Genomic DNA, 19,558 nt, shown 5'->3' with positions numbered 1-19,558 from the left:
GAACAATGGGAGGCAAATGTGGGAGGGAGCCAGCCCCCTCCCGCATTTTCTGACGGGTTTACCCGGTCAAAAGGTGTATTCCAACACCCCCATCACCGAGGTCTGCAAGCGCCGCTCCACAATCGGGCTCTTGCCCGCGTCATCCGCCAGGTATTGCACATCCAGCAGGGTCGAGAACTGGGTGTGCTCGCTGATCGGCAGGCTCCACACCAGGTTCATGCCATTGCTGATGTTGCCCGCACCGGCCTTGTAGGCCTTGAAGCGACTTTGCGCGGCCTGGCCGGTGGTCACGCCGTACCAGGTCTGCAGGTAATTGCGGTCACCAAAGTGACTGTTGAGGCTGGCATCGACCGATCCGTAGCGGCCGTCGTAGAGCGTGGTGCCCAGGCTCAGCTCCAGGTGGGTGAACGCCTTGCCGCTGTCTTTGTGGTCATCTTCCTTGAGCGCGTGTTCCAGGGTCGCGCCGGCAATCACGCCACCCAGGTTATAGCTGGCACTCACCCCCACTTGCGGGCGGGCCTTGATCTCGCCCATGCCCTTGAGCCGCTTCGAGCCGGCGTGCAGGCTTTGATTCTTGTCCTTGCGTGAATGGCTGGCACCGATGTAGGTGCTGAAGCTCAAGGCGTTGCCTTCATAGCCCCAGCCCAGGCCTTTGTCGGTGTCGAGGAATATCCCCCAGGGGCTGACGACTTTGCCGCCCAGCACCGGCGCGGTCATGCGTTCATCGCTGCCGCTGTAGCGGGGCACGTTGGCCATGCCGGCCTTGAGGCTGTATTGCCAGTCTTCGGCAATTGCGCGGTCGGCAGCGGCCAGCAGGCACAGTGAGGAGAGCGACAGGTACAGGGGGGTTGAGCGCATAAAGGGTTCCATATGGGGGTTAGAAGACCAAGGGGTTATGAGGGGAGCGAGTGCGTTTGAAGGCGTAGCCCGAAGCGCTGAGACCGTTGATCTGGCGGCTCACCGTATCGCCCAGGCCGTAGCCGTTACCGGCGAGGACGGCATGGGCGTTGTCGATCGGCAGCAGGATGTAGTCGGTCAGCGGTTCGTCGTGCAGTTGGCCGCGGATCACCAGGAAGCCGTCTTCCAGGCGCACGCTGATGCCGCTCAGGGGCGCGTCCGGCTCATGGGTGTTGAGCACTTGATAGGTGCCGATGGTGTCGGCCCAGGCCGAGGGCAAGGGCGGCGGTTCGATGCGCTCACCGATAGCCACGCGCTGGCCGTGGCTGCGGGCGGTGAGCATCTGGCGGCCTTGCACGCTGATCACGTCCAGTTGCACGCGGCCCAGTTCGCCGAGGTCCTTGAACCAGAAGCCGAGCACTTTCTTCTGCGCGCGCAACCAGCCATCGTCGTCGCGCAATAATTCGAAGGTGTAGCCGGCCAACTCGCCCGACAGCCGCTGATCGTCATCCTTGATCCGGAACACGCCCCAGGCGGTGGCGTAGAAGCCGGCCAGGCGCTTGCGGTCAATGGCGGCCGGCACGTGGCGCAGTTTCAGGCCGTGGCTCGGCGCCTGGCAGTCGTCGGCGCAGACCGCGTGGCCGGTTTGCGCCTGGAGCAGCAGGCGCAGGGTGTCGGTGGCGAGGCCGGCCACCAGGTCTTCGGCGTTGCTGTCATTGGCCATGATGATCACGGCCAGTTGCTGGTCAGGCAGCAGGCTCAACTGCGCGGCAAAATCGTCGCCGCCACCGCTGTGCTGGTAGGTGCGTATACCGGGGCCGACGGGTTCGTCACCGCAGGGGGCGAGGAACCAGCCCAGGCCCATCTGGCAATCGAAGTCCAGCGCATTGCCGGTGTTCTGCTGGGTGAACATCGCGTCAATCGAAGCGCTGCCCAGCACGCGGTTGCCTTTGTAGACGCCTTGGGCGAACAGCATGTGCACGTAATGCGCGAGGTCTTTCGGGCTGGCCCACAGGCCGCTGGCGGCGAGGTCGCGCACCGGGGCATCGGTACTGGCAACGCCGTCCGTATAGCCCAGGGCGCGGAACGCCTGCTGGCTGGCGGTGCCGACAAAACTCGACTGGTTCATTTCCAGCGGCTTGAGCAGGCTGTTTTGCAACTGGGCTTCAAAGCTTTTGCCGCTGCTGCGCTCGATGGCCGCGCCCACCAGGGCATAACCGAGGTTGGAATACGCCACCTGCGAGCCTGGCGGGCTGCTCAGCCAAACCCCCGACACGCGCATCGGCATCTGCCCCATGGCGTAGGTGCTGCGCAGGTCACGCAGGTGTTCACTGGGCAGGCCGGACTGGTGGCTGAGTAAACGCCGCAGGGTGACAGCGCGGTCGGCAGCGGCCTGGTCGTCATGAAAGCGCGAGCGCACGTAAAATTCGCGCAGGGTCTGCTGGATCGGCGCATCCAGGGCCAGCCGTTGTTGTTCCACACAGTGCAGCGCGGCCGTGGCGGTGAGCAGCTTGGAAATGCCACCGGCACGGAACGCGGTGTTGGGCGTGACCGGCACGCCCCGGGCCTTGTCGGCCAGGCCGAAGCCCTGGGCCCAGATCAGCTCCTGGCCATTGACCAGGGCAATCGACAGGCCGGCGATATGCTCTTGGGTGATCGCCCGGGGAATGCGCGCTTGCAGGTAGCGGATGATCGCGCCGTAGTCACCCTTCTGAATGGGCGGCGGTGCCGGCGGTTGCCCATGGCAACCGAGGCTGCCCAGCAGGCAACCCAGCAGCGGAATACCGCGCAATCTGCGAAACATGAGGAGCACCCGAATGGCTGTTTGGATGCTCGAATGCTAGGGAAGGGCCGTCCAACAATCTTTGCGAGCTTTGTCGGGAAACTGTCAAAGACTGTTAACGGCTGAGCCCATGGCGTTCATGCCACTGCGCGATGGATTCTTCGGGGTATGCCTCAAACTGCAGGTCGCCCTTGCGCACGCTGACCTCGACCCACGGCGCCTTCGAGCCCAGCATCAGGTGCGTATGCGCCGGCGGTACTGGCAACGGCGTGTCGATGGCCGAGGCAAACGGGTGGATCAGCTCCGGCCACTCCGGGCTGAACAGCCATAGCGCACTGCCGCACTGCGAACAGAAATGCCGCTCGGCGCTACTCGCATGGGCACGGCTGGCGCCCTCGGGTTTGAGCCGGGCGTGGTAGATCGAAATCTGTTTGCGTCCGCGCACTTGCAAGCTATTGGCATCCCCGGCCAGGTTGATCGCATAACCACCGCCGCCTTGGGTCTTGCGGCAGATCGAGCAATAGCAACGCTGGTAAGGGTACGGGTGGGCGCTGGTGAGGCTGAACGTCACGGCGCCGCAGTGGCAGGATCCTTCAAGCTGCATGGGAGGTTTCCTCTGGCAAGGTGACTTCTGAGCTTAGGTGCTTTGCGGCATCAACGTGGCAATCAATGCTCGTATGGTGCCGGGCAGTGCCTCAAGCTCCCTGACCAGAATACTGCGCTCGCGAATCGCCCACGGCTCATCCAGCGTCACCGCCACCAGTTGCATAGTGCGGCTGTGCCGTACGGCGGCGGACTCGGGGATGATGCCGATGCCCACGCCCGCTTCGACCATCCGGCAAATCGCCTCGAAACTCGACACCTGGATACGCAGGGACAACTGTTTGCCCAGCCGCTCGACGTGTTCACGCAGGAAGCTGAGCAAGGTGCTGCCTTCATGCAGGCCGATATGCTGATAGGCCAGGGTCTGTTCCAGGGTGACCGAGGCTTGATCGGCCAAGGCGTGGCCGACGGGCACCATCAGCACCAGTTTGTCGGTGCTGAAGTGCAGCACCTGCAAACCCGCCGCCTCCACGGGGCCGGCGATGATGCCCATGTCACTGGTGCCATCCAGCACGCCGCGCACGATATCGCGGGACAAACGCTCCTGCAGATCGACGGTCACGCCAGGGCGCTGGGACAGGAAGCCGGCCAGCACCTCCGGGAGGAACTCGGTGACCGCCGTGGTGTTGGCGAAGATGCGGATATGCCCGGCGGAATCCACGCCGTATTGGGTGAACTCACTCTTGAGGTAATCCACCTGGCGCATGATCAACCGCGCATGGTGCAGCAGCCGTTCGCCCGCCGGGGTGATCTCTACGCCACGGCTGTCACGGTACAGCAGGCGCGTGTCGAGTTGGCCTTCCAGCGCCTTGATCCGCGCACTCGCGGCGGCCGGCGAGAGGAACGCGCGCCTGGCGCCCTGGGTCAGGCTGGGGGATTCGGCGATATGGATAAACAGGCGCAGGTCGGCCAGGTCGAAGTGCATGCAAAACTCCAGGCTTGCGAAGACCTGTGGCGAGGGAGCTTGCTCCCGTTGGGGCGCGAAGCGGCCGCAAAAAACCAGGCCTGCTGCGCAGTCCAGCGGGAGCAAGCGCCCTCGCCACAAACGGTACGGGTTGGAATGCGGCGTTCAGCATAACCGAACGCTGGTTTATTGAAATGCAAATTCTCAGAACGGGCCCGCGCTTGCATGATCCGGGGCAGACACTCACTGCCCGAGGACCTGTACCCGATGAGCGCCACTGACTGGATCGGCCAAAGCGAAACCGCCCACGACCACCTGAGCCATAACCTGCTCAAACGCATTGCCGCCACCTTTGGCGAAGCCGTCCCCGAGCAGGGCGCGGACCTGCCGCCGCTGTGGCAGTGGTGCTTCTTCCAGGACCCGCTGCCGGAAAGCGCCCTGGGCGGCGACGGCCACCCGGCCCGTGGCGGCTTCCTGCCGCCGGCGGATAACCGCAATCGCATGTGGGCGGGCGGGCGTATCGAGTTCCTGCACCCGCTGCGGGCCGGCGAGGCGGCCACCCGCGTGTCGACCATCACCCAGGTCGAAGAAAAGACCGGCCGCAGCGGCTCGCTGTTGTTTGTCACCGTGCGTCATGACTATGCCCAGGACGGTCGCCTGGCGATCCGCGAAGAACAGGACATCGTCTACCGCGAGCCGACGCCGCCCAAGCCGGGCAGCGGCGAGGCCCCGGCCCAGGGCGAGTGGCAGGAAACCATCGACCCCACGCCGACCCTGCTGTTTCGCTACAGCGCCGTGACCTTCAACGGTCACCGCATTCACTACGACTACCCCTATGTCACCGGCACCGAAGGCTACGCCGGGCTGGTGGTGCATGGCCCGCTGATCGCGACCTTGAGCCTGCGCGCGTTTTGCCGCGCCCATCCCGAAGCCAGCGTGCGGCGCTTTGCCTATCGCGGCGTGCGCCCGTTGATTGCGCCGCAGCCGTTCGACGTGGGCGGTCGCCTCAGTGAAACCGGGGTGGCGGCGTTGTGGGCCGGGAATACCGATGGCCTGGCGCAGACCGCTGAAGTGCATTTCGAATAAGCCAAGAACAACAGGCGGAGAGCCATGAGATGAACCCGAATGACAACGAAGCACTCAATGCCATCCGCGACGGCGTGCGCGCCTTGTGCGCCGCATTCGACGCGGCCTACTGGCGCCGGATCGACGAAGAAAAGGGCTTCCCCGAAGCCTTCGTCAAGGCGCTGACCGACGCCGGCTGGCTGTCGGCGATGATTCCCGAGGAGTACGGCGGCTCCGGCCTGGGCCTGGCCGAAGCCTCGGTGATCCTCGAGGAGGTGAACCGCTGCGGCGGTAACTCCGGCACCGTGCATGGGCAGATGTACAACATGTTCACCCTGTTGCGTCACGGCAGCGAGGCGCAAAAACGCTTCTACCTGCCCAAGCTCGCCAGTGGCGAATTGCGCCTGCAATCCATGGCCGTCACCGAGCCCACCACCGGCACCGACACCACCAAGATCAAGACCACCGCGATCAAGCGTGGCGACCAATACGTGATCAACGGCCAGAAAGTCTGGATCTCGCGGGTGCAGCATTCCGACCTGATGATCCTGCTGGCGCGCACCACGCCGTTGGCCGAGGTGAAGAAAAAGTCCGAAGGCATGTCGATCTTCCTGGTCGATCTGCGTGAGGCCATCGGCAACGGCCTGACCGTGCAGCCCATCGCGAACATGGTCAACCACGAGACCAATGAGTTGTTCTTCGACAACCTTGAACTGCCCCTCGATAGCTTGATCGGCGAGGAGGGCAAGGGCTTCAAATACATCCTCGACGGCCTCAATGCCGAACGCACCCTGATCGCCGCCGAATGCATCGGCGACGGCCGCTGGTTTATCGACAAGGCAAGCGCCTACGCCCGCGACCGCGTGGTGTTCGGCCGGCCCATCGGGCAGAACCAGGGCGTGCAGTTTCCGATCGCCGAAGCCCATATCGAAGTCGAAGCGGCCGACCTGATGCGCTGGCGCGCCTGTGCGGAATACGACAGCGGCGCGAATGCCGGCGCCAGCGCGAACATGGCCAAGTACCTGGCGGCCAAGGCGTCCTGGGAAGCGGCCAATGCCTGCCTGCAGACCCACGGCGGCTTTGGCTTTGCCTGTGAGTACGACGTGGAGCGCAAATTCCGCGAGACGCGCCTGTACCAGGTGGCGCCGATCTCCACCAACCTGATCCTGTCCTACGTGGCCGAGCACCTGCTCGAGCTGCCACGCAGCTTCTGAGGGCCTGCCCATGAGCCATACCCAAGCCCTGTGTCGGTTCCTGGCCGACCTGGCCTACGAGCAGTTGCCCGAACCCGTGCTGGCGCGCACCGAAGACCTGTACCTGGATTGGCTGGCGTCCGCGTTGGCCAGCCAGGGCGCGCACCCGATCCCATTGTTCGAGCGCTATGCCCAGAGGATGGGCCCGAGCAGCGGCCCGGCCCAGGTGATCGTCAATGGCACCGGCAGCAGCGCGTATTTCGCCGCGCTGGTCAACGGCGCCTCGTCCCACCTGGTGGAACAGGATGACCTGCACAACAGCTCGGTGCTGCACCCGGCCACCGTGGTGTTTCCCGCTGCCTTGGCCGCCGCCCAGGACCTCGGTAAATCCGGCCGTGACTTGTTGCTGGCCTCGGTGGCCGGGTATGAGGCGGGGATCCGCATCGGCGAATTCATGGGGTGCTCCCACTACCGCATCTTCCACACCACGGCCACGGTGGGCACCCTGGCGGCGGCCGTGGCGGTGGGCAAGTTGCTGGGTTTCAATCAGGACCAGTTCATCCATCTGCTCGGCAGCGCCGGCACCCAGGCCGCCGGGCTGTGGGAGTTCCTGCGCGATGCCGCCGACTCCAAGCAACTGCACACGGCCAAGGCGGCCGCGGACGGTTTGCTCGCCGCGTACCTGACGGCGGATGGCCTGACCGGTGCGCGCAATATCCTCGAAGGCGACCAGGGCCTGGCGGCGGGCATGTCCACGGATGCCGAGCCGAGCAAGTTGTCGGCTGGCCTTGGCAGCCGTTGGGCGCTGCTGGAGACCTCGTTCAAGTTCCACGCGTCGTGCCGCCATACCCATCCGGCCGCCGATGCGTTGCTGGCGTTGATGCAACGCGAAGGCCTGGAAGCCGTCGATGTCGCCCGTGTGGAAACCCGTGTGCACCAAGGCGCCATCGATGTGCTGGGACGGGTAAGCGTGCCGACCAGCGTGCATCAGGCCAAGTTCTCCATGGGCACCGTGCTGGGGTTGATCGCCGTGCATGGCAAGGCCGGGCTCACCGAGTTCCATGAGTACGCGTTGACCGATCCCGCCGTCGCCGCCTTTCGCGACAGGGTCAGCATGACCCTAGACCCCGAGGTCGATGGCGCCTACCCGCAGCGCTGGCTCGGCCGCGTCACCGTCACCACGGTTGACGGCCGCACCCTGCACGGCGCCATCGACGAGCCCAAGGGCGACCCGGGGAACAGCCTGAGCCGTGCAGAGCTGGCGGATAAATTCCAGCGCCTCGCCCGGTTCAGTAGCGCCCGCACACCGGCCCAGGCCGACATATTGATCGCCAAGGTCTGGGATGTGCGCAACGCCGCGTCCATGGCCCACTGGCTCTGAGGAACTGTCATGACTGACCCACGACCGCTGGACGGCATCACCGTTGTCAGCCTGGAACACGCGATCGCCGCGCCCTTTTGCACCCGTCAACTGGCCGACCTCGGCGCCCGCGTGATCAAGATCGAACGCCCCGGTGCCGGTGACTTCGCCCGTGGCTACGATGAGCGCGTGCGTGGCCTGGCCTCGCATTTCGTGTGGACCAACCGCTCCAAGGAAAGCCTCACCCTGGACCTCAAGCAGGACGAAGCCGACGCCATCCTCGACAGCCTGCTGGCCGATGCCGATGTGCTGGTGCAGAACCTTGCACCGGGCGCGGCGGCGCGCATGGGCCTGTCGTTCGAGGCGCTGCATGCACGCTTTCCACGGCTGATCGTCTGCGACATTTCCGGCTATGGCGAAGGCGGGCCCTACGAGAAAAAGAAAGCCTATGACCTGCTGATCCAGAGCGAGGGCGGCTTTCTGTCGGTGACCGGTGGCCCGGGTGACGAGCAGATGGCCAAGGCCGGTTGCTCCATCGCCGACATCTCCGCCGGCATGTACGCCTACAGCGGCATCCTTTCCGCGCTGCTGCTGCGCGGCAAGACGGGGCAGGGCAGCCGCATCGACGTGAGCATGCTCGAAAGCCTGGTGGAATGGATGGGCTACCCGATGTACTACGCCTTCGACGGTGCGCCGCCGCCGCCGCGTGCCGGCGCGGCGCATTCGACCATCTACCCCTACGGGCCGTTTCCCACCGGCGATGGCGGCACGGTGATGCTCGGTTTGCAGAATGAGCGCGAATGGGCGGCGTTCTGCGACAAGGTCCTGCTCACGCCTGGGCTGGCGACGGATGAGCGCTTCAGCGCCAACTTCAAGCGCTCGGCCAACCGCGAGGCGCTGCGCCAGATCATCGTCGACAGCTTTGCCCAACTGGATGCCGAGGCCGTGATCCAGCGCCTGGAGGACGCGCAGATCGCCAGTGCCCGCGTCAACGATATGCAAGGCGTGTGGGACCACCCGCAGCTCAAGGCCCGCGACAGTTGGCGTGAAGTGGCAAGCCCTGCCGGCCCGCTGCCATCGCTGCTGCCGCCGGCGCGCAACGGGGCGTTTACCCCGCGCATGGACGCTGTACCGGCGCTGGGGCAGCACAGCCAGGGCATCCTCGAGCAGCTCGGTTACTCCGGCGATGCCATCGACAGCCTGCGCGCGCGCGGCGTTATCTAATAAGGAAGTCCGTTATGCCAAATCCTCTTGTGCGCTCTGCGCTGTTTGTTCCCGGCAGCCGACCGGAACGCTTTGCCAAGGCGCTGGCCAGTGGCGCCGACGCCGTGATCGTGGATTTCGAAGACGCGGTGGAAGAGCCGCTCAAGCGCCAGGCGCGAGATAACCTCGGGGCGTTCCTGCAAAGTCACCCGCAGGCCCGGGTGTGGGTGCGCATCAATGCGCCGGAACATGCCGGGCATTTCGACGATGTGGCGTTTTGCAAAGCCTACGCCAACGTGGCGGGTGTACTCCTGCCGAAAGTGGAAAGTGCGGCCCAGGTGGCGGTGGTCGCCACGGCGGGCAAGCTGATCTGGCCGATTATCGAAAGCGCCCGCGGCTTGCTGGCGCTGGCCGACATCGCCCAGGCGCCGCAGGTCGAACGTCTGTCATTCGGCGGCCTGGACCTGGCGCTGGACCTCAACCTGAGCAGCAACTCCCCGGCCGCGCAGTTCGCCCTCGACCAGGCGCGCCTGGCGCTGATCGTGCACTCCCGCGCGGCTGGCCTGGTGGCGCCACTGGATGGCGTGCACCCGGCCATCGACGACCCCGACGGCCTGCGCCGTTCGATCCGGCATGCCTATGAAATGGGCTTTGCCGGCGCGTTGTGTATCCATCCCAGGCAGGTGGCGGTGATCCATGAAGCGTTGGCGCCCAGCGCCGCAGACCTGGCCTGGGCGCAGCGGGTGGTGGACGCCGGGGCGCACGGGGCGGGGGCTTACCAGATTGATGGGCAGATGGTGGATGCGCCGGTGTTGTTGCGGGCGCAGCGGTTGCTCGCACAGTCATAGCTGACGGAGCCGAATCAAATGTGGCCGGGGGAACTGCATTTTTCTTGAGGTTGGTGTTCGGCGTGGCCGAACGCAGGTATCAAAAATTCGAAATTCACTACACGCGTCATATCAGGCACCTTGCCCTAACCACAACAATAAGAAGGTGATTTCCATGCTCAAGCTTTCTCGGGCGCTGTTCTGCGCCGCCACCTTGTTTGCCGCAGGCCTGGCCCAGGCGGCGGACCCGATCGTGATCAAGTTCGCCCACGTGGTCGCTGAAAACACCCCCAAGGGCCAGGGCGCGTTGCTGTTCAAGAAACTCGCCGAAGAACGCTTGCCGGGCAAGGTCAAGGTCGAGGTGTACCCCAACTCGTCACTGTTCGGTGACGGCAAGGAAATGGAAGCGCTGCTGCTGGGCGACGTGCAGATGCTGGCGCCATCCCTGGCCAAGTTCGAGCAATACACCCGGCAAGTGCAGATCTATGACCTGCCGTTCCTGTTCAACGACCTGGCCGCCGTCGACCGCTTCCAGGCCGCCGAGGGCAAGCAACTGCTGACCTCGATGCAGAATAAGAACATCCTCGGCCTGGCCTATTGGCACAACGGCCTCAAGCAACTCTCCGCCAACAAGGCGCTGCATGAACCCAAGGACGCCCGTGGCCTGAAATTCCGCGTGCAGGCCTCCAGCGTGCTGGAGGAACAGTTCAAGGCGATCCGCGCCAACCCACGCAAGATGAGCTTTGCCGAGGTGTACCAGGGCTTGCAGACCGGCACCGTGAATGGCACCGAGAACACTTGGTCGAACTATGAAAGCCAGAAGGTCAACGAAGTGCAGAAGTACTTCACCGAATCCAACCACGGCCTGATCGACTACATGGTCATCACCAATGCCACCTTCTGGAACGGCCTGCCGCCGGACATCCGCAGCACCCTGGAGCAGGTCATGGTCGAGGTCACCGTCGAGGTGAACAAACAGGCCGAAGCCCTGAACCAGTCGGCCAGGCAGAAGATCATCGACGCCAGGACCAGCGAAATCATCGAGCTGACCCCCGAGCAACGCCAGTTGTGGCGCGACGCGATGCGCCCGGTATGGCAGAAGTTCGAAGGCGAGATCGGGGCTGATCTGATCAAGGCGGCGGATTCCGCCAACCAGTAAAGGCCGGTTTCCGCCCTGACATCTCATTTTGCTTTCGCGAGGTTTTGCCATGCAAACGCTAAGGCGCGTCTGGGAGCACCTGGAGGAAGGCTTTATTGCCTTCCTGCTGGCGGCCATGACCCTGGTGACATTCGTCTACGTCATGCTCAATAACATCTACACGCTGTTCTTTGCCCTGGCCGACAAGTGGGCCTTCAGCAGCAACTTCTTCAGCGCCCTGGGCGACGGCACCATGACCTGGGCCCAGGACATGACCTGGAGCGTGGCGCTGACCAAGGCCATGTTCGGCTGGCTGATTTTCTTCGGCATTTCCTATGGGGTGCGCACCGCCGGCCACCTGGGGGTGGACGCGCTGGTCAAGCTGACCCGGCGTCCGGTGCAGCGCGTGCTGGGCATGCTCGCCTGCCTGTGTTGCCTGGCCTATGCCGGGCTGTTCATGGTCGCCAGCTACAAGTGGGTCAGCGCGGTGATGACCGCCCATATCGGCGCCGAAGACCTCGATAAGTTCGGCATCGACGTGGGTGACATCGTGATCATCGTGCCCATCGGTTTTGCCCTGGTGTTTATCCGCTACCTGGAAATTTTCTACCGCATCTTTACCCGCCGTCAGGTCGGATTGGGGCTGGCCGATGAGGCCGGTGAGGCCAGCAAGTTGGCCGGCAGCCATGGGGAGCGTCACTGATGGCCGTGCTCTGTCTGTTCCTGCTGTTGTTCGTGTTCATGTTCCTCGGCGTGCCGATTGCCATCGCGCTGGGTTTGTCGGGCGCGGTGTCGATCCTGATGTTCAGCCCGGACTCGGTCAGTTCCCTGGCGATCAAGCTGTTCGAAACCTCCGACGCCTATACCTTCCTGGCGATCCCGTTCTTCCTGCTCTCTGGTGCGTTCATGACCACCGGCGGCGTGGCGCAGCGGCTGATCGACTTTGCCAACGCCTGTGTCGGGCATATCCGTGGCGGCCTGGCGATTGCGGCGGTACTGGCATGCATGCTGTTTGCGGCGCTGTCCGGCTCATCCCCGGCGACGGTGGCGGCGGTGGGGTCGATTGCGGTGGCGGGCATGGTGCGCTCCGGTTACCCGAAGGAATTCGGCGCGGGGATCATCTGCAACGCCGGCACCCTGGGCATCCTGATTCCGCCGTCGATCGTGATGGTGGTGTACTCGGCGGCGACGGAAACCTCGGTGGGCAAGCTGTTCATGGCCGGGGTGATCCCGGGCTTGCTGCTGGGCCTGATGCTGATGGTGGCGATCTACATTGTCGCGCGCATCAAGAAGCTGCCGGCCCAGCCACGGGCGACGTTTCGTGAGTGGCTGAGCTGTGCGCGCCGCGCGTTCTGGGGCCTGTTGTTGCTGGTGATCATCCTCGGCGGCATCTACAGCGGCATGTTCACCCCCACCGAAGCGGCGGCGGTGGCGGCGGTGTACTCGGCGTTCGTGGCGTTGTTCGTCTACAAGGACATGAAGCTGCGCGACTGCCCCAAGGTGCTGCTGGAGTCCGGGCGCCTGGCGATCATGCTGATGTTTATCATCGCCAATGCCATGCTCTTCGCCCATGTGCTGACCACCGAGCAGATCCCCCAGGAAATCACCGCCTGGGTGCTGTCCGAGGGCCTGACGCCGATTGGCTTTTTGATCATGGTCAACGTGGTGCTGCTGATCGCCGGCAGCTTCATGGAGCCTTCGGCCATCGTGCTGATCCTGGCGCCGATCTTCTTCCCGATCGCCATGAAGCTGGGCATCGACCCGATTCACCTGGGCATCGTGATGGTGGTCAATATGGAAATCGGCCTGGTGCACCCACCGGTGGGGCTGAACCTGTTCGTGACCTCGGCGGTGACCGGGTTGACGCTGGGGCAGACCATTCGTGCGGCGTTGCCGTGGCTGATGATCCTGTTGGTGTTCCTGATCATGGTCACGTACTTGCCGTTTATCTCGCTGGCCTTGCCGCATTGGCTGGGGATGTAGCGCGGGTCAATAGGTGGGAGGGGGCCAGTCGAATCGTCGCACCGGCCCCTCCACCGTTAGTGGTCCAGCGCACTCAAGATTGCATGGGCGACCTTTACCCGTTCGGCATTCGGGTAGTTCTTGTTCGCCAATATCACCACGCCCACTCCCTTGCTCGGCACGTACGCCACGTAGGCGCCAAACCCATTGGTGGAGCCGGTCTTGTTCACCAGGGTGTCGGCGTGGGGCGCCTGGGGCGGGGTCAGCCAGTTGACCGTGTGCGGTTCCATTGCCATGGGTGTGGAGTTGCCGGCCATCAACCTATCGAGCGGGATGGGGTAGGGGTACATTTCCCAGCCCAGGCCCTGGGTCATGCCCTCCACGTTGTAGTAACCCGTGTGAGTCACGCTGATCGCCTGCTGCAGGGTTTTATCCAGCGTTGCCGGGCGCATGTTCGCGTCAACGTACTTCAACAAGTCCGCAGCGCTGGTCTTGATGCCGTAGGCCTCGCTGTCCAGGGCGCCGGGGCCGACGCGTACCGGTTTGCCATCTTTGCCATAGCCCTGGGCGTACAGGCTCATCTGGCTCTGCGGCACCTTGATGAAGGTGTGCTTGAGCCCGAGCGCGGGCAACAGGGTCTTTTCCATCGCCTGAGCGAACGGCTGCTTGAGGCTCTGCGCCGCCAGGTAGCCGAACAACCCCAGGCTCGGGTTGGAATACAGGCGCTGGGTGCCAGGGGCGAAGTCGGGTTGCCAATGCTGGAAGTAGCTGATCATGCGCTGGCTGTTATCCGCGTTGGCGGGGAATTGCAGGGGCAAGCCGCCGGCGGTGTAGGTGCCGAGGTTGAGCACGCTGATGTGGTCGAACGTGCCGCCGCCCAGTGCCGGCAGGTAATGGCTGGCCGGGTCGGAAAGCGTGAGTTTGCCGCTGGCTACCGCGTAACCGGCCAGGGTCGCGGTGAAGGTCTTGCTCACCGAGCCCACTTCGAACAGGGTGTTTTCGCTGACCGGCTGGCGAGTGTCGGTGGCGGCGACGCCGTAGTTAAAGTATTGCGCCTTGCCGGCCCGCACCACGCCGACCACCAGGCCGTTAATCGACTGCTGCTGCATCAGCGGTTTTACATTGGCATCCACCACCGCCTGCAGGTCGGTGGCCGCCAGGCAGTTGCCGGCGGCGATAAACACCGCGAGGGCGGTGAAAGTACGCACGCCAGACAGTAAATGTTGGGGCATGATAACGCTTCCATCAGAATGATCGATTGAATGAAGGGCCTGCGCGGGCGAGGCAAATGTAGGCCGTTCGCCGGTCCTGGGCAAACGATGATATCTCGCAGCAGTCATTAGAAATATTGGGGTCAATATGCTCCGCTCCCACTTACCGTTGAACGCCTTGCGCGCCTTCGAAGCGGCCGCCCGGCATCTGAGCTTTACCCGCGCTGCCATCGAGTTATGCGTGACCCAGGCGGCGGTCAGCCATCAGGTCAAGAGCCTGGAGGCGCAGCTCACTGTCACCTTGTTCAAGCGCCTGCCCCGCGGGTTGATGCTCACCCGCGAGGGCGAAACCCTGCTGCCGGTGGTGCGCGAGTCGTTCGACCGTATTGCCCACACCTTGGGTCAGTTCGAGGGCGGGCATTACCGCGAGGTACTCACCGTGGGCGCGGTCGGCACCTTTGCCGTCGGCTGGCTGCTGCCACGTCTGCCGGACTTCCAGAGCCGCTACCCGTTCATCGACCTGCGCCTGTCCACCCACAACAACCGCGTCGACGTGGCTGCCGAAGGCCTGGATTACGCGATCCGTTTCGGTGCCGGTGCCTGGCACGGCACGGATGCGCTGGAGTTGCTGGAAGCGCCGCTGACGGTGCTGTGTGTGCCGTCACTCGCCGCGCAGTTGCACACGCCGGCCGACCTGTTGAAACACACGCTATTGCGCTCCTACCGCGCGGATGAGTGGAGCCTGTGGCTTCAGGCCGCCGGGCTGCCCGCCGACACCCTGGTACCGCGCAGCATCGTGTTCGACTCGTCGCTGGCGATGATGGAGGCGGCGCTGCAAGGCAGCGGCGTGGCGCTGGCGCCGGCGATGATGTTCTCGCGGCAACTGGAGAGTGATGTGATTCGCCAGCCCTTCGACGTCGGCATCAGCACCGGCAGCTACTGGCTGACGCGCCTGCAGTCGCGGGCCGAGACCTCGGCCATGCAGGCCTTCAAGGCGTGGTTGCTGGAGGAGAGTGGGCGTGTCTGAGTTTATTTCTGAAACATAATGAAACATTTGCTCGGGGCCGGCGTTCTACCGCTACACCTGCACTGAGTTATTCCATGAAAATACCGCGCCCCTCCGCTCGCATGCCACACCTCACCCAACTGCGTAATTTGAAGATGGCACGCTCCGCCCACGCGTATGTGCGCGGCAGCACCGTGCAATTCTACGAGTGGCTGCACAGCCAGATGGGCAGGCGTCTGCCTCAAGGCCCGGCGATCTGGATCTGCGGCGACTGCCACGCGGGCAACCTGGGGCCTACCGGCGACAACAAGGGCCGCATCGATATGCATATCCGCGACCTTGACCAGGCCGTGATCGGCAACCCGGCCCACGACCTGGTGCGCCTGGCGCTGTCCCTGGCCACCGCCGCGCGCGGTTCGGACCTGCCGGGCGTGACCACCGCGCGCATGCTTGAAGAAATGATGGTGGGCTATGAACAGGCGTTCAAGGACAAGCCCGACGAGGTACCGCCGCGTCCGTCCCAGGTCAAGGCGGGGATGCGCAGCGCCGTCGAGCGCACCTGGAAAAGCCTGGCCCGTGAGCGCATCGACAACGTGCGGCCGACGATCCCGCTGGGCAAGCATTTCTGGTCGCTGTCGCGGGCAGAAAAAAGTGCGCTGGAAAGCGTCTGCGCGTCGGATGACATCCATCAGTTGGTCACCTCGCTCAAGGGCCGTCCCAAGGACGCCAAGGTCCAACTGCTGGATTCGGCTTACTGGGTCAAGGGCTGCAGCTCCCTCGGCCTGTTGCGCTACGCCGTCTTGCTGGGGGTGGGCGACAAGGACGATGAGGAATACTGCCTGATCGATATCAAGGAAGCCGTCGGCGCCGCCGCACCGCGCGCGGCACGGGCGAAGATGCCCAGGGACAACGGCCGCCGAGTGGTGGAGGGCGCCCGCCAGCTGTCGCCGGGCCTGGGTGAACGCATGGTGGCGACACGGTTTCTGGACCATGGCTTTTTCATCCGCGAACTGTTGCCCCAGGACATGAAGCTGGAACTGGACGAACTGAGTGAACTCGATGCCATGCACGCCGCCGGTTACCTGGCGCGGGTGGTCGGTATCGCCCATGCCCGGCAGATGGACCGGGCGACGCGCAAGGGCTGGATGGCGGTGCTGCAGGAAAACCGCACCAGGCAATTGGATGCGCCGTCGTGGTTATGGACCAGCGTGGTGCAGTTGGTGGGCAGCCATGAGCAGGGCTACCTCAACCATTGCCGCCGGTATGCGCTGGAACACTGATCTGGAATGTGGTGATGGTCAATGTGGGAGGGGGCTTGCCCCCGATAGCGGCGGGTCAGTCACCTCAATGGTTGCTGATACACCGCAATCGGGGGCAAGCCCCCTCCCACATTTGGACTGCACTTAGGCCAGGTACTTGCGGAACCAGCCGAGTGTCCTTTCCCACGCCAGATTCGCCGCTGCCTCGTCATAACGCGGCGTCGAATCATTGTGGAAGCCATGGTTGGCACCCTTGTAGATATACGCTTCATAGGTCGTGCCGGCGGCCTTCAGGGCCTTTTCATACGCCGGCCACCCCTCGTTGATCCGCGTATCCAGCTCGCCGTAATGCAGCATGATCGGCGCCTTGATATGCGGCACGTCCTTGGCTTCCGGCTGGCGCCCATAGAACGACACCGCTGCGCCCAGTTCCGGGTAAGCCACTGCCGCCGCATTGGTCACGCCGCCGCCATAGCAGAAGCCGGTGATGCCGACCTTGCCGGTGCTGCTGTCGTGGTGCATCAGCCATTCGATGGCGGCGAAGAAGTCGTTCATCAGCTTGGTCGGGTCGACTGTCTGTTGCAGCGCCACGCCTTTTTCATCGTTGCCGGGATAGCCGCCCACCGAGGTCAGGCCGTTCGGCGCGAGGGCGATAAACCCGGCTTTGGCCAGGCGCCGGGCTACGTCTTCGATGTAGGGGTTGAGGCCACGGTTTTCGTGGACCACCACCACGGCCGGCAGCTTGCCGGTGGCCTTGGCCGGGCGCACCAGGTAGCCACGCACGGTGCCGTTGCCCTTGGGCGAGGGGTAGGTGATGTAGTCGGCAACGATGTCCGGGTCGGTGAATTTCACCTGTTCGGCCAGGGCATAGTTGGGGCTCAGGGCCGCCAGCAGGGCCGAGGCGGTCAGGCCGCCAAAGGTGAACAGCGCCGCGCGGTCGAGAAATTCGCGGCGGTTGAGCTTGCCGTGGGCGTAGCCGTCGTAGAGTTCCAGCAGTTCGGGGGCAAAGTCTTTCGCGGTGAGACGAGTCATCGGTTCGGTCCTCGATTAGCGGTGCCAGTCAATGTAGACCAGGATCAGCCGTCACGGCCATGGGCGGCCGCAGCCAGTTCGCGGGTGTCGACGCGCACGAACAGCGAATCGCCGATGGCCGTGAGCACCTCGCCGGCGTACACCTCGCAGACCACGCGGCTTTTGCGACCCACGTCGCCCTCGACCCGCGCACGCAAGGTGAGCGGCACGCCCATGGGGGTCGGCTTGATGAATTTGATCGCCAGGTTGCCGGTGACGCAGTCGATGCGCGGCAGGCTGCCGGGTTCGCGCTGTTCGGCACGGTAGTGGTAGGCCATGGCGGTCCAGTTGGAATGGCAGTCCACCAGCATGGCGATCAGGCCGCCGTAGACCAGATCGGGCCAGCCGCTGTATTTTGCCTCGGGGCGATGTTCGGCGATGAGATGGACACCATCGGCATCCCAGCGGCTCTTGATATGCAAGCCATGGGGGTTACTGCCGCCGCAGCCGTAGCAGATGCCTTCCGGCGCGGTGATGTCCTGTAGAGAAGGGGTGGGCATGCAGCGTCCTTATTGTTGTGAGCGGCTAATCTGTTTAGCAGGACAGGCACCTGATGGGAATACATCCTTTTTTTGCGGAGCGTGGCATGAAGCGTCGAATTCTCCCGTTGGTCCTGGTCCTGGGTGCTATCGGCTGTTCCCAGGCGGCGGAGTACACCGACGTCAATCGCACCGCCAGCCAGATCAGTTTTACCTATAAGCAGTTGGGGCAGCGGGTGTATGGCACCTTCGGCGACTTCGAAGGCACGCTGAGCTTTGACACGCAGAAGCCCGAAAGCGGACATGCCTTGCTCAAGATCCAGCTGGCGAGTATCGATGCCGGCAGCCCCGATGCCAACGACGAGCTGCAACGGGCCTCGTGGTTCGATACCGCGACCTATCCGGTGGGCGTGTATGAGTCCACCGCTGTCAAGGCCCTGGGGGATAACCGCTTCAACATCAGCGGCAACCTGACGATCAAGGGCACCACGCGCCCGGTGGCGGTCAAGGTGGTGCTCAAGGAGCTGGATGGCATTGGCGTGTTCGACGGTGAGTTCATCCTCAGGCGCGGCGACTTCAGGATCGGCGAAGGCGAATGGGCCGGCAACAGCGTGGTGTCCGACGACATCAACATCAAGTTCAAGATGGTCGCGCCCCAGCGTTAGCGCGCGAAGCGCTTGGCCCCGGCCACGCAGCCGATCACCGCGACCGTCACCAGCAGCATGCCCAGGCTGACCTGTTCATGCAGCAAGCCCGCTGCCAGCGCCAGGCCGAAGAACGGTTGCAGCAGTTGCAATTGGCCGACGGCGGCGATGCCGCCCTGGGCCAGGCCGCGATACCAGAACACAAAGCCGATCAGCATGCTGAACAGCGACACATAGCCCAGGCTCAGCCAGGCCGGCAGGCTGATGCCGCTGACGCTCGACGGCGCCAGCACCAGGCTCAACGGCACCACCACCGGCAACGACATCACCAGCGCCCAACAGATCACCTGCCAGCCGCCCAGGCTGCGCGACAGTTTGGCGCCTTCGGCATACCCCAGGCCGCACACCAGCACCGCCAGCAGCATCAGTACGTCACCCGCCGGTGCGGCGCTCAAGCCCTGGGCGAAGGCGTATCCCATCACCAGCAGACTGCCGAGGATCGAAAACAGCCAGAACACCGGGCGTGGACGCTCGCCGCCACGCAGTACAGCAAACACGGCGGTCGCCAGCGGCAGCAGGCCGATGAAGACGATGGAGTGCGCGGAGGTCACGTATTGCAGGGCCAGCGCGGTGAGTAACGGAAAGCCGATCACCACGCCGAGGGCGACGATGGCCAGGGGCATCCATTGCTGGCGCGCGGGGCGTTTCTCCTTGAACAGCCCCAGCAAGGCCAGCCCCAGCAGCGCGGCAATGGCGGCGCGGATCATGGTCAGGAACACCGGGTCGAATTCCATCACCGCCAGGCGCGTGGCCGGCAGCGAGCCGCTGAAGATCACCACGCCGATAAAACCGTTGATCCAGCCTTGGGTGCGGGTGTCGAGGTTGCTGAGGGGAGCTGTACGTTCCATAAGGGGCGTCCGAAAGGAGGAGTTGCGTGGCAGGCATCCTAGGGT

The 19,558-nt window shown here is 64.2% G+C and carries 19 protein-coding genes; 11 read left to right on the top strand and 8 right to left on the bottom strand.

The window, feature by feature from the left end:
- Positions 1-66: 66 nt before the first annotated feature.
- The 4 genes from FX984_RS04715 to FX984_RS04700 form a co-directional block, all read right to left on the bottom strand.
- Positions 67-858, bottom strand: a complete 792-nt coding sequence (locus FX984_RS04715; RefSeq protein WP_146476084.1) for a MipA/OmpV family protein — start codon at positions 856-858, stop codon at positions 67-69.
- A 19-nt stretch (positions 859-877) separates the two neighbouring features.
- Positions 878-2,701, bottom strand: coding sequence for a serine hydrolase domain-containing protein (locus FX984_RS04710; protein ID WP_146476086.1), 1,824 nt, complete (start codon positions 2,699-2,701; stop codon positions 878-880).
- A 94-nt stretch (positions 2,702-2,795) separates the two neighbouring features.
- A complete protein-coding gene (locus FX984_RS04705; protein ID WP_146476088.1) occupies positions 2,796-3,284 on the bottom strand; it encodes a GFA family protein in 489 nt (162 codons plus the stop codon).
- Between the two features lie 33 nt (positions 3,285-3,317).
- Positions 3,318-4,208 (bottom strand): LysR family transcriptional regulator, encoded by an 891-nt coding sequence (locus tag FX984_RS04700; RefSeq protein ID WP_115488385.1) that lies wholly within the window; start codon positions 4,206-4,208, stop codon positions 3,318-3,320.
- A gap of 246 nt (positions 4,209-4,454) precedes the next feature.
- Between FX984_RS04700 and FX984_RS04690 the strand changes: the two genes are divergently transcribed.
- The 8 genes from FX984_RS04690 (at position 4,455) to dctM (ending at position 12,956) form a co-directional block, all read left to right on the top strand.
- On the top strand, positions 4,455-5,273 hold the full coding sequence (locus tag FX984_RS04690) for an HTD2 family dehydratase (protein ID WP_027608535.1): 819 nt from the start codon (positions 4,455-4,457) through the stop codon (positions 5,271-5,273).
- Between the two features lie 29 nt (positions 5,274-5,302).
- Positions 5,303-6,466, top strand: a complete 1,164-nt coding sequence (locus tag FX984_RS04685) for an acyl-CoA dehydrogenase family protein (protein ID WP_108572901.1) — start codon at positions 5,303-5,305, stop codon at positions 6,464-6,466.
- A 10-nt stretch (positions 6,467-6,476) separates the two neighbouring features.
- Positions 6,477-7,826 carry an MmgE/PrpD family protein gene (locus FX984_RS04680; protein WP_146476090.1) on the top strand — a complete coding sequence of 450 codons (1,350 nt, stop codon included), beginning with the start codon at positions 6,477-6,479 and terminating at the stop codon, positions 7,824-7,826.
- Positions 7,827-7,835: 9 nt separating this feature from the next.
- Positions 7,836-9,029 (top strand): CaiB/BaiF CoA transferase family protein, encoded by a 1,194-nt coding sequence (locus tag FX984_RS04675; protein WP_027608532.1) that lies wholly within the window; start codon positions 7,836-7,838, stop codon positions 9,027-9,029.
- Between the two features lie 14 nt (positions 9,030-9,043).
- Positions 9,044-9,856 (top strand): HpcH/HpaI aldolase/citrate lyase family protein, encoded by an 813-nt coding sequence (locus FX984_RS04670; RefSeq protein WP_027608531.1) that lies wholly within the window; start codon positions 9,044-9,046, stop codon positions 9,854-9,856.
- Positions 9,857-10,010: 154 nt separating this feature from the next.
- On the top strand, positions 10,011-10,994 hold the full coding sequence (locus tag FX984_RS04665; RefSeq protein ID WP_146476092.1) for a TRAP transporter substrate-binding protein: 984 nt from the start codon (positions 10,011-10,013) through the stop codon (positions 10,992-10,994).
- Positions 10,995-11,043: 49 nt separating this feature from the next.
- Entirely contained in the window at positions 11,044-11,676 is a 633-nt protein-coding gene (locus FX984_RS04660; protein ID WP_027608529.1) for a TRAP transporter small permease, read from the top strand.
- Positions 11,676-12,956 (top strand): C4-dicarboxylate TRAP transporter large permease protein DctM, encoded by a 1,281-nt coding sequence (gene dctM / locus FX984_RS04655; protein ID WP_027608528.1) that lies wholly within the window; start codon positions 11,676-11,678, stop codon positions 12,954-12,956. Before FX984_RS04660 ends, dctM begins: the two co-directional genes overlap by 1 nt.
- Positions 12,957-13,012: 56 nt before the next feature.
- On the opposite strand, the gene ampC is transcribed toward dctM, so the two are convergent.
- Positions 13,013-14,167 (bottom strand): class C beta-lactamase, encoded by a 1,155-nt coding sequence (ampC, locus tag FX984_RS04650; protein WP_146476094.1) that lies wholly within the window; start codon positions 14,165-14,167, stop codon positions 13,013-13,015.
- Between the two features lie 127 nt (positions 14,168-14,294).
- On the opposite strand from ampC, the gene FX984_RS04645 reads away from it, so the two are divergent.
- Both FX984_RS04645 and FX984_RS04640 read left to right on the top strand, forming a co-directional pair.
- Positions 14,295-15,173: a LysR family transcriptional regulator gene (locus tag FX984_RS04645; RefSeq protein ID WP_092356884.1), complete on the top strand. Its 879-nt coding sequence runs from the start codon at positions 14,295-14,297 to the stop codon at positions 15,171-15,173.
- Between the two features lie 74 nt (positions 15,174-15,247).
- Positions 15,248-16,432 (top strand): DUF2252 family protein, encoded by a 1,185-nt coding sequence (locus FX984_RS04640; RefSeq protein WP_146476096.1) that lies wholly within the window; start codon positions 15,248-15,250, stop codon positions 16,430-16,432.
- A gap of 123 nt (positions 16,433-16,555) precedes the next feature.
- Here FX984_RS04640 and yghX read toward each other — a convergent pair whose 3' ends face one another.
- Positions 16,556-17,443: a YghX family hydrolase gene (gene yghX, locus FX984_RS04635; protein ID WP_146476098.1), complete on the bottom strand. Its 888-nt coding sequence runs from the start codon at positions 17,441-17,443 to the stop codon at positions 16,556-16,558.
- 44 nt (positions 17,444-17,487) lie between these two features.
- Entirely contained in the window at positions 17,488-17,982 is a 495-nt protein-coding gene (locus FX984_RS04630) for a PaaI family thioesterase (RefSeq protein WP_027608523.1), read from the bottom strand.
- Positions 17,983-18,068: 86 nt separating this feature from the next.
- On the opposite strand from FX984_RS04630, the gene FX984_RS04625 reads away from it, so the two are divergent.
- A complete protein-coding gene (locus FX984_RS04625) occupies positions 18,069-18,626 on the top strand; it encodes a YceI family protein (RefSeq protein WP_108572911.1) in 558 nt (185 codons plus the stop codon).
- Here FX984_RS04625 and FX984_RS04620 read toward each other — a convergent pair.
- Positions 18,623-19,513: a DMT family transporter gene (locus tag FX984_RS04620; protein ID WP_108572913.1), complete on the bottom strand. Its 891-nt coding sequence runs from the start codon at positions 19,511-19,513 to the stop codon at positions 18,623-18,625. The two genes, FX984_RS04625 and FX984_RS04620, sit on opposite strands and share 4 nt — an antisense overlap.
- Between the last annotated feature and the right edge of the window lie 45 nt (positions 19,514-19,558).

This window comes from Pseudomonas marginalis, from assembly GCF_008692035.1.
Classification (GTDB): domain Bacteria; phylum Pseudomonadota; class Gammaproteobacteria; order Pseudomonadales; family Pseudomonadaceae; genus Aquipseudomonas; species Aquipseudomonas marginalis.
The sequence above is the reverse complement of the archived record's forward strand: the minus strand, read 5'-3'. Positions and strand labels throughout refer to the sequence as shown.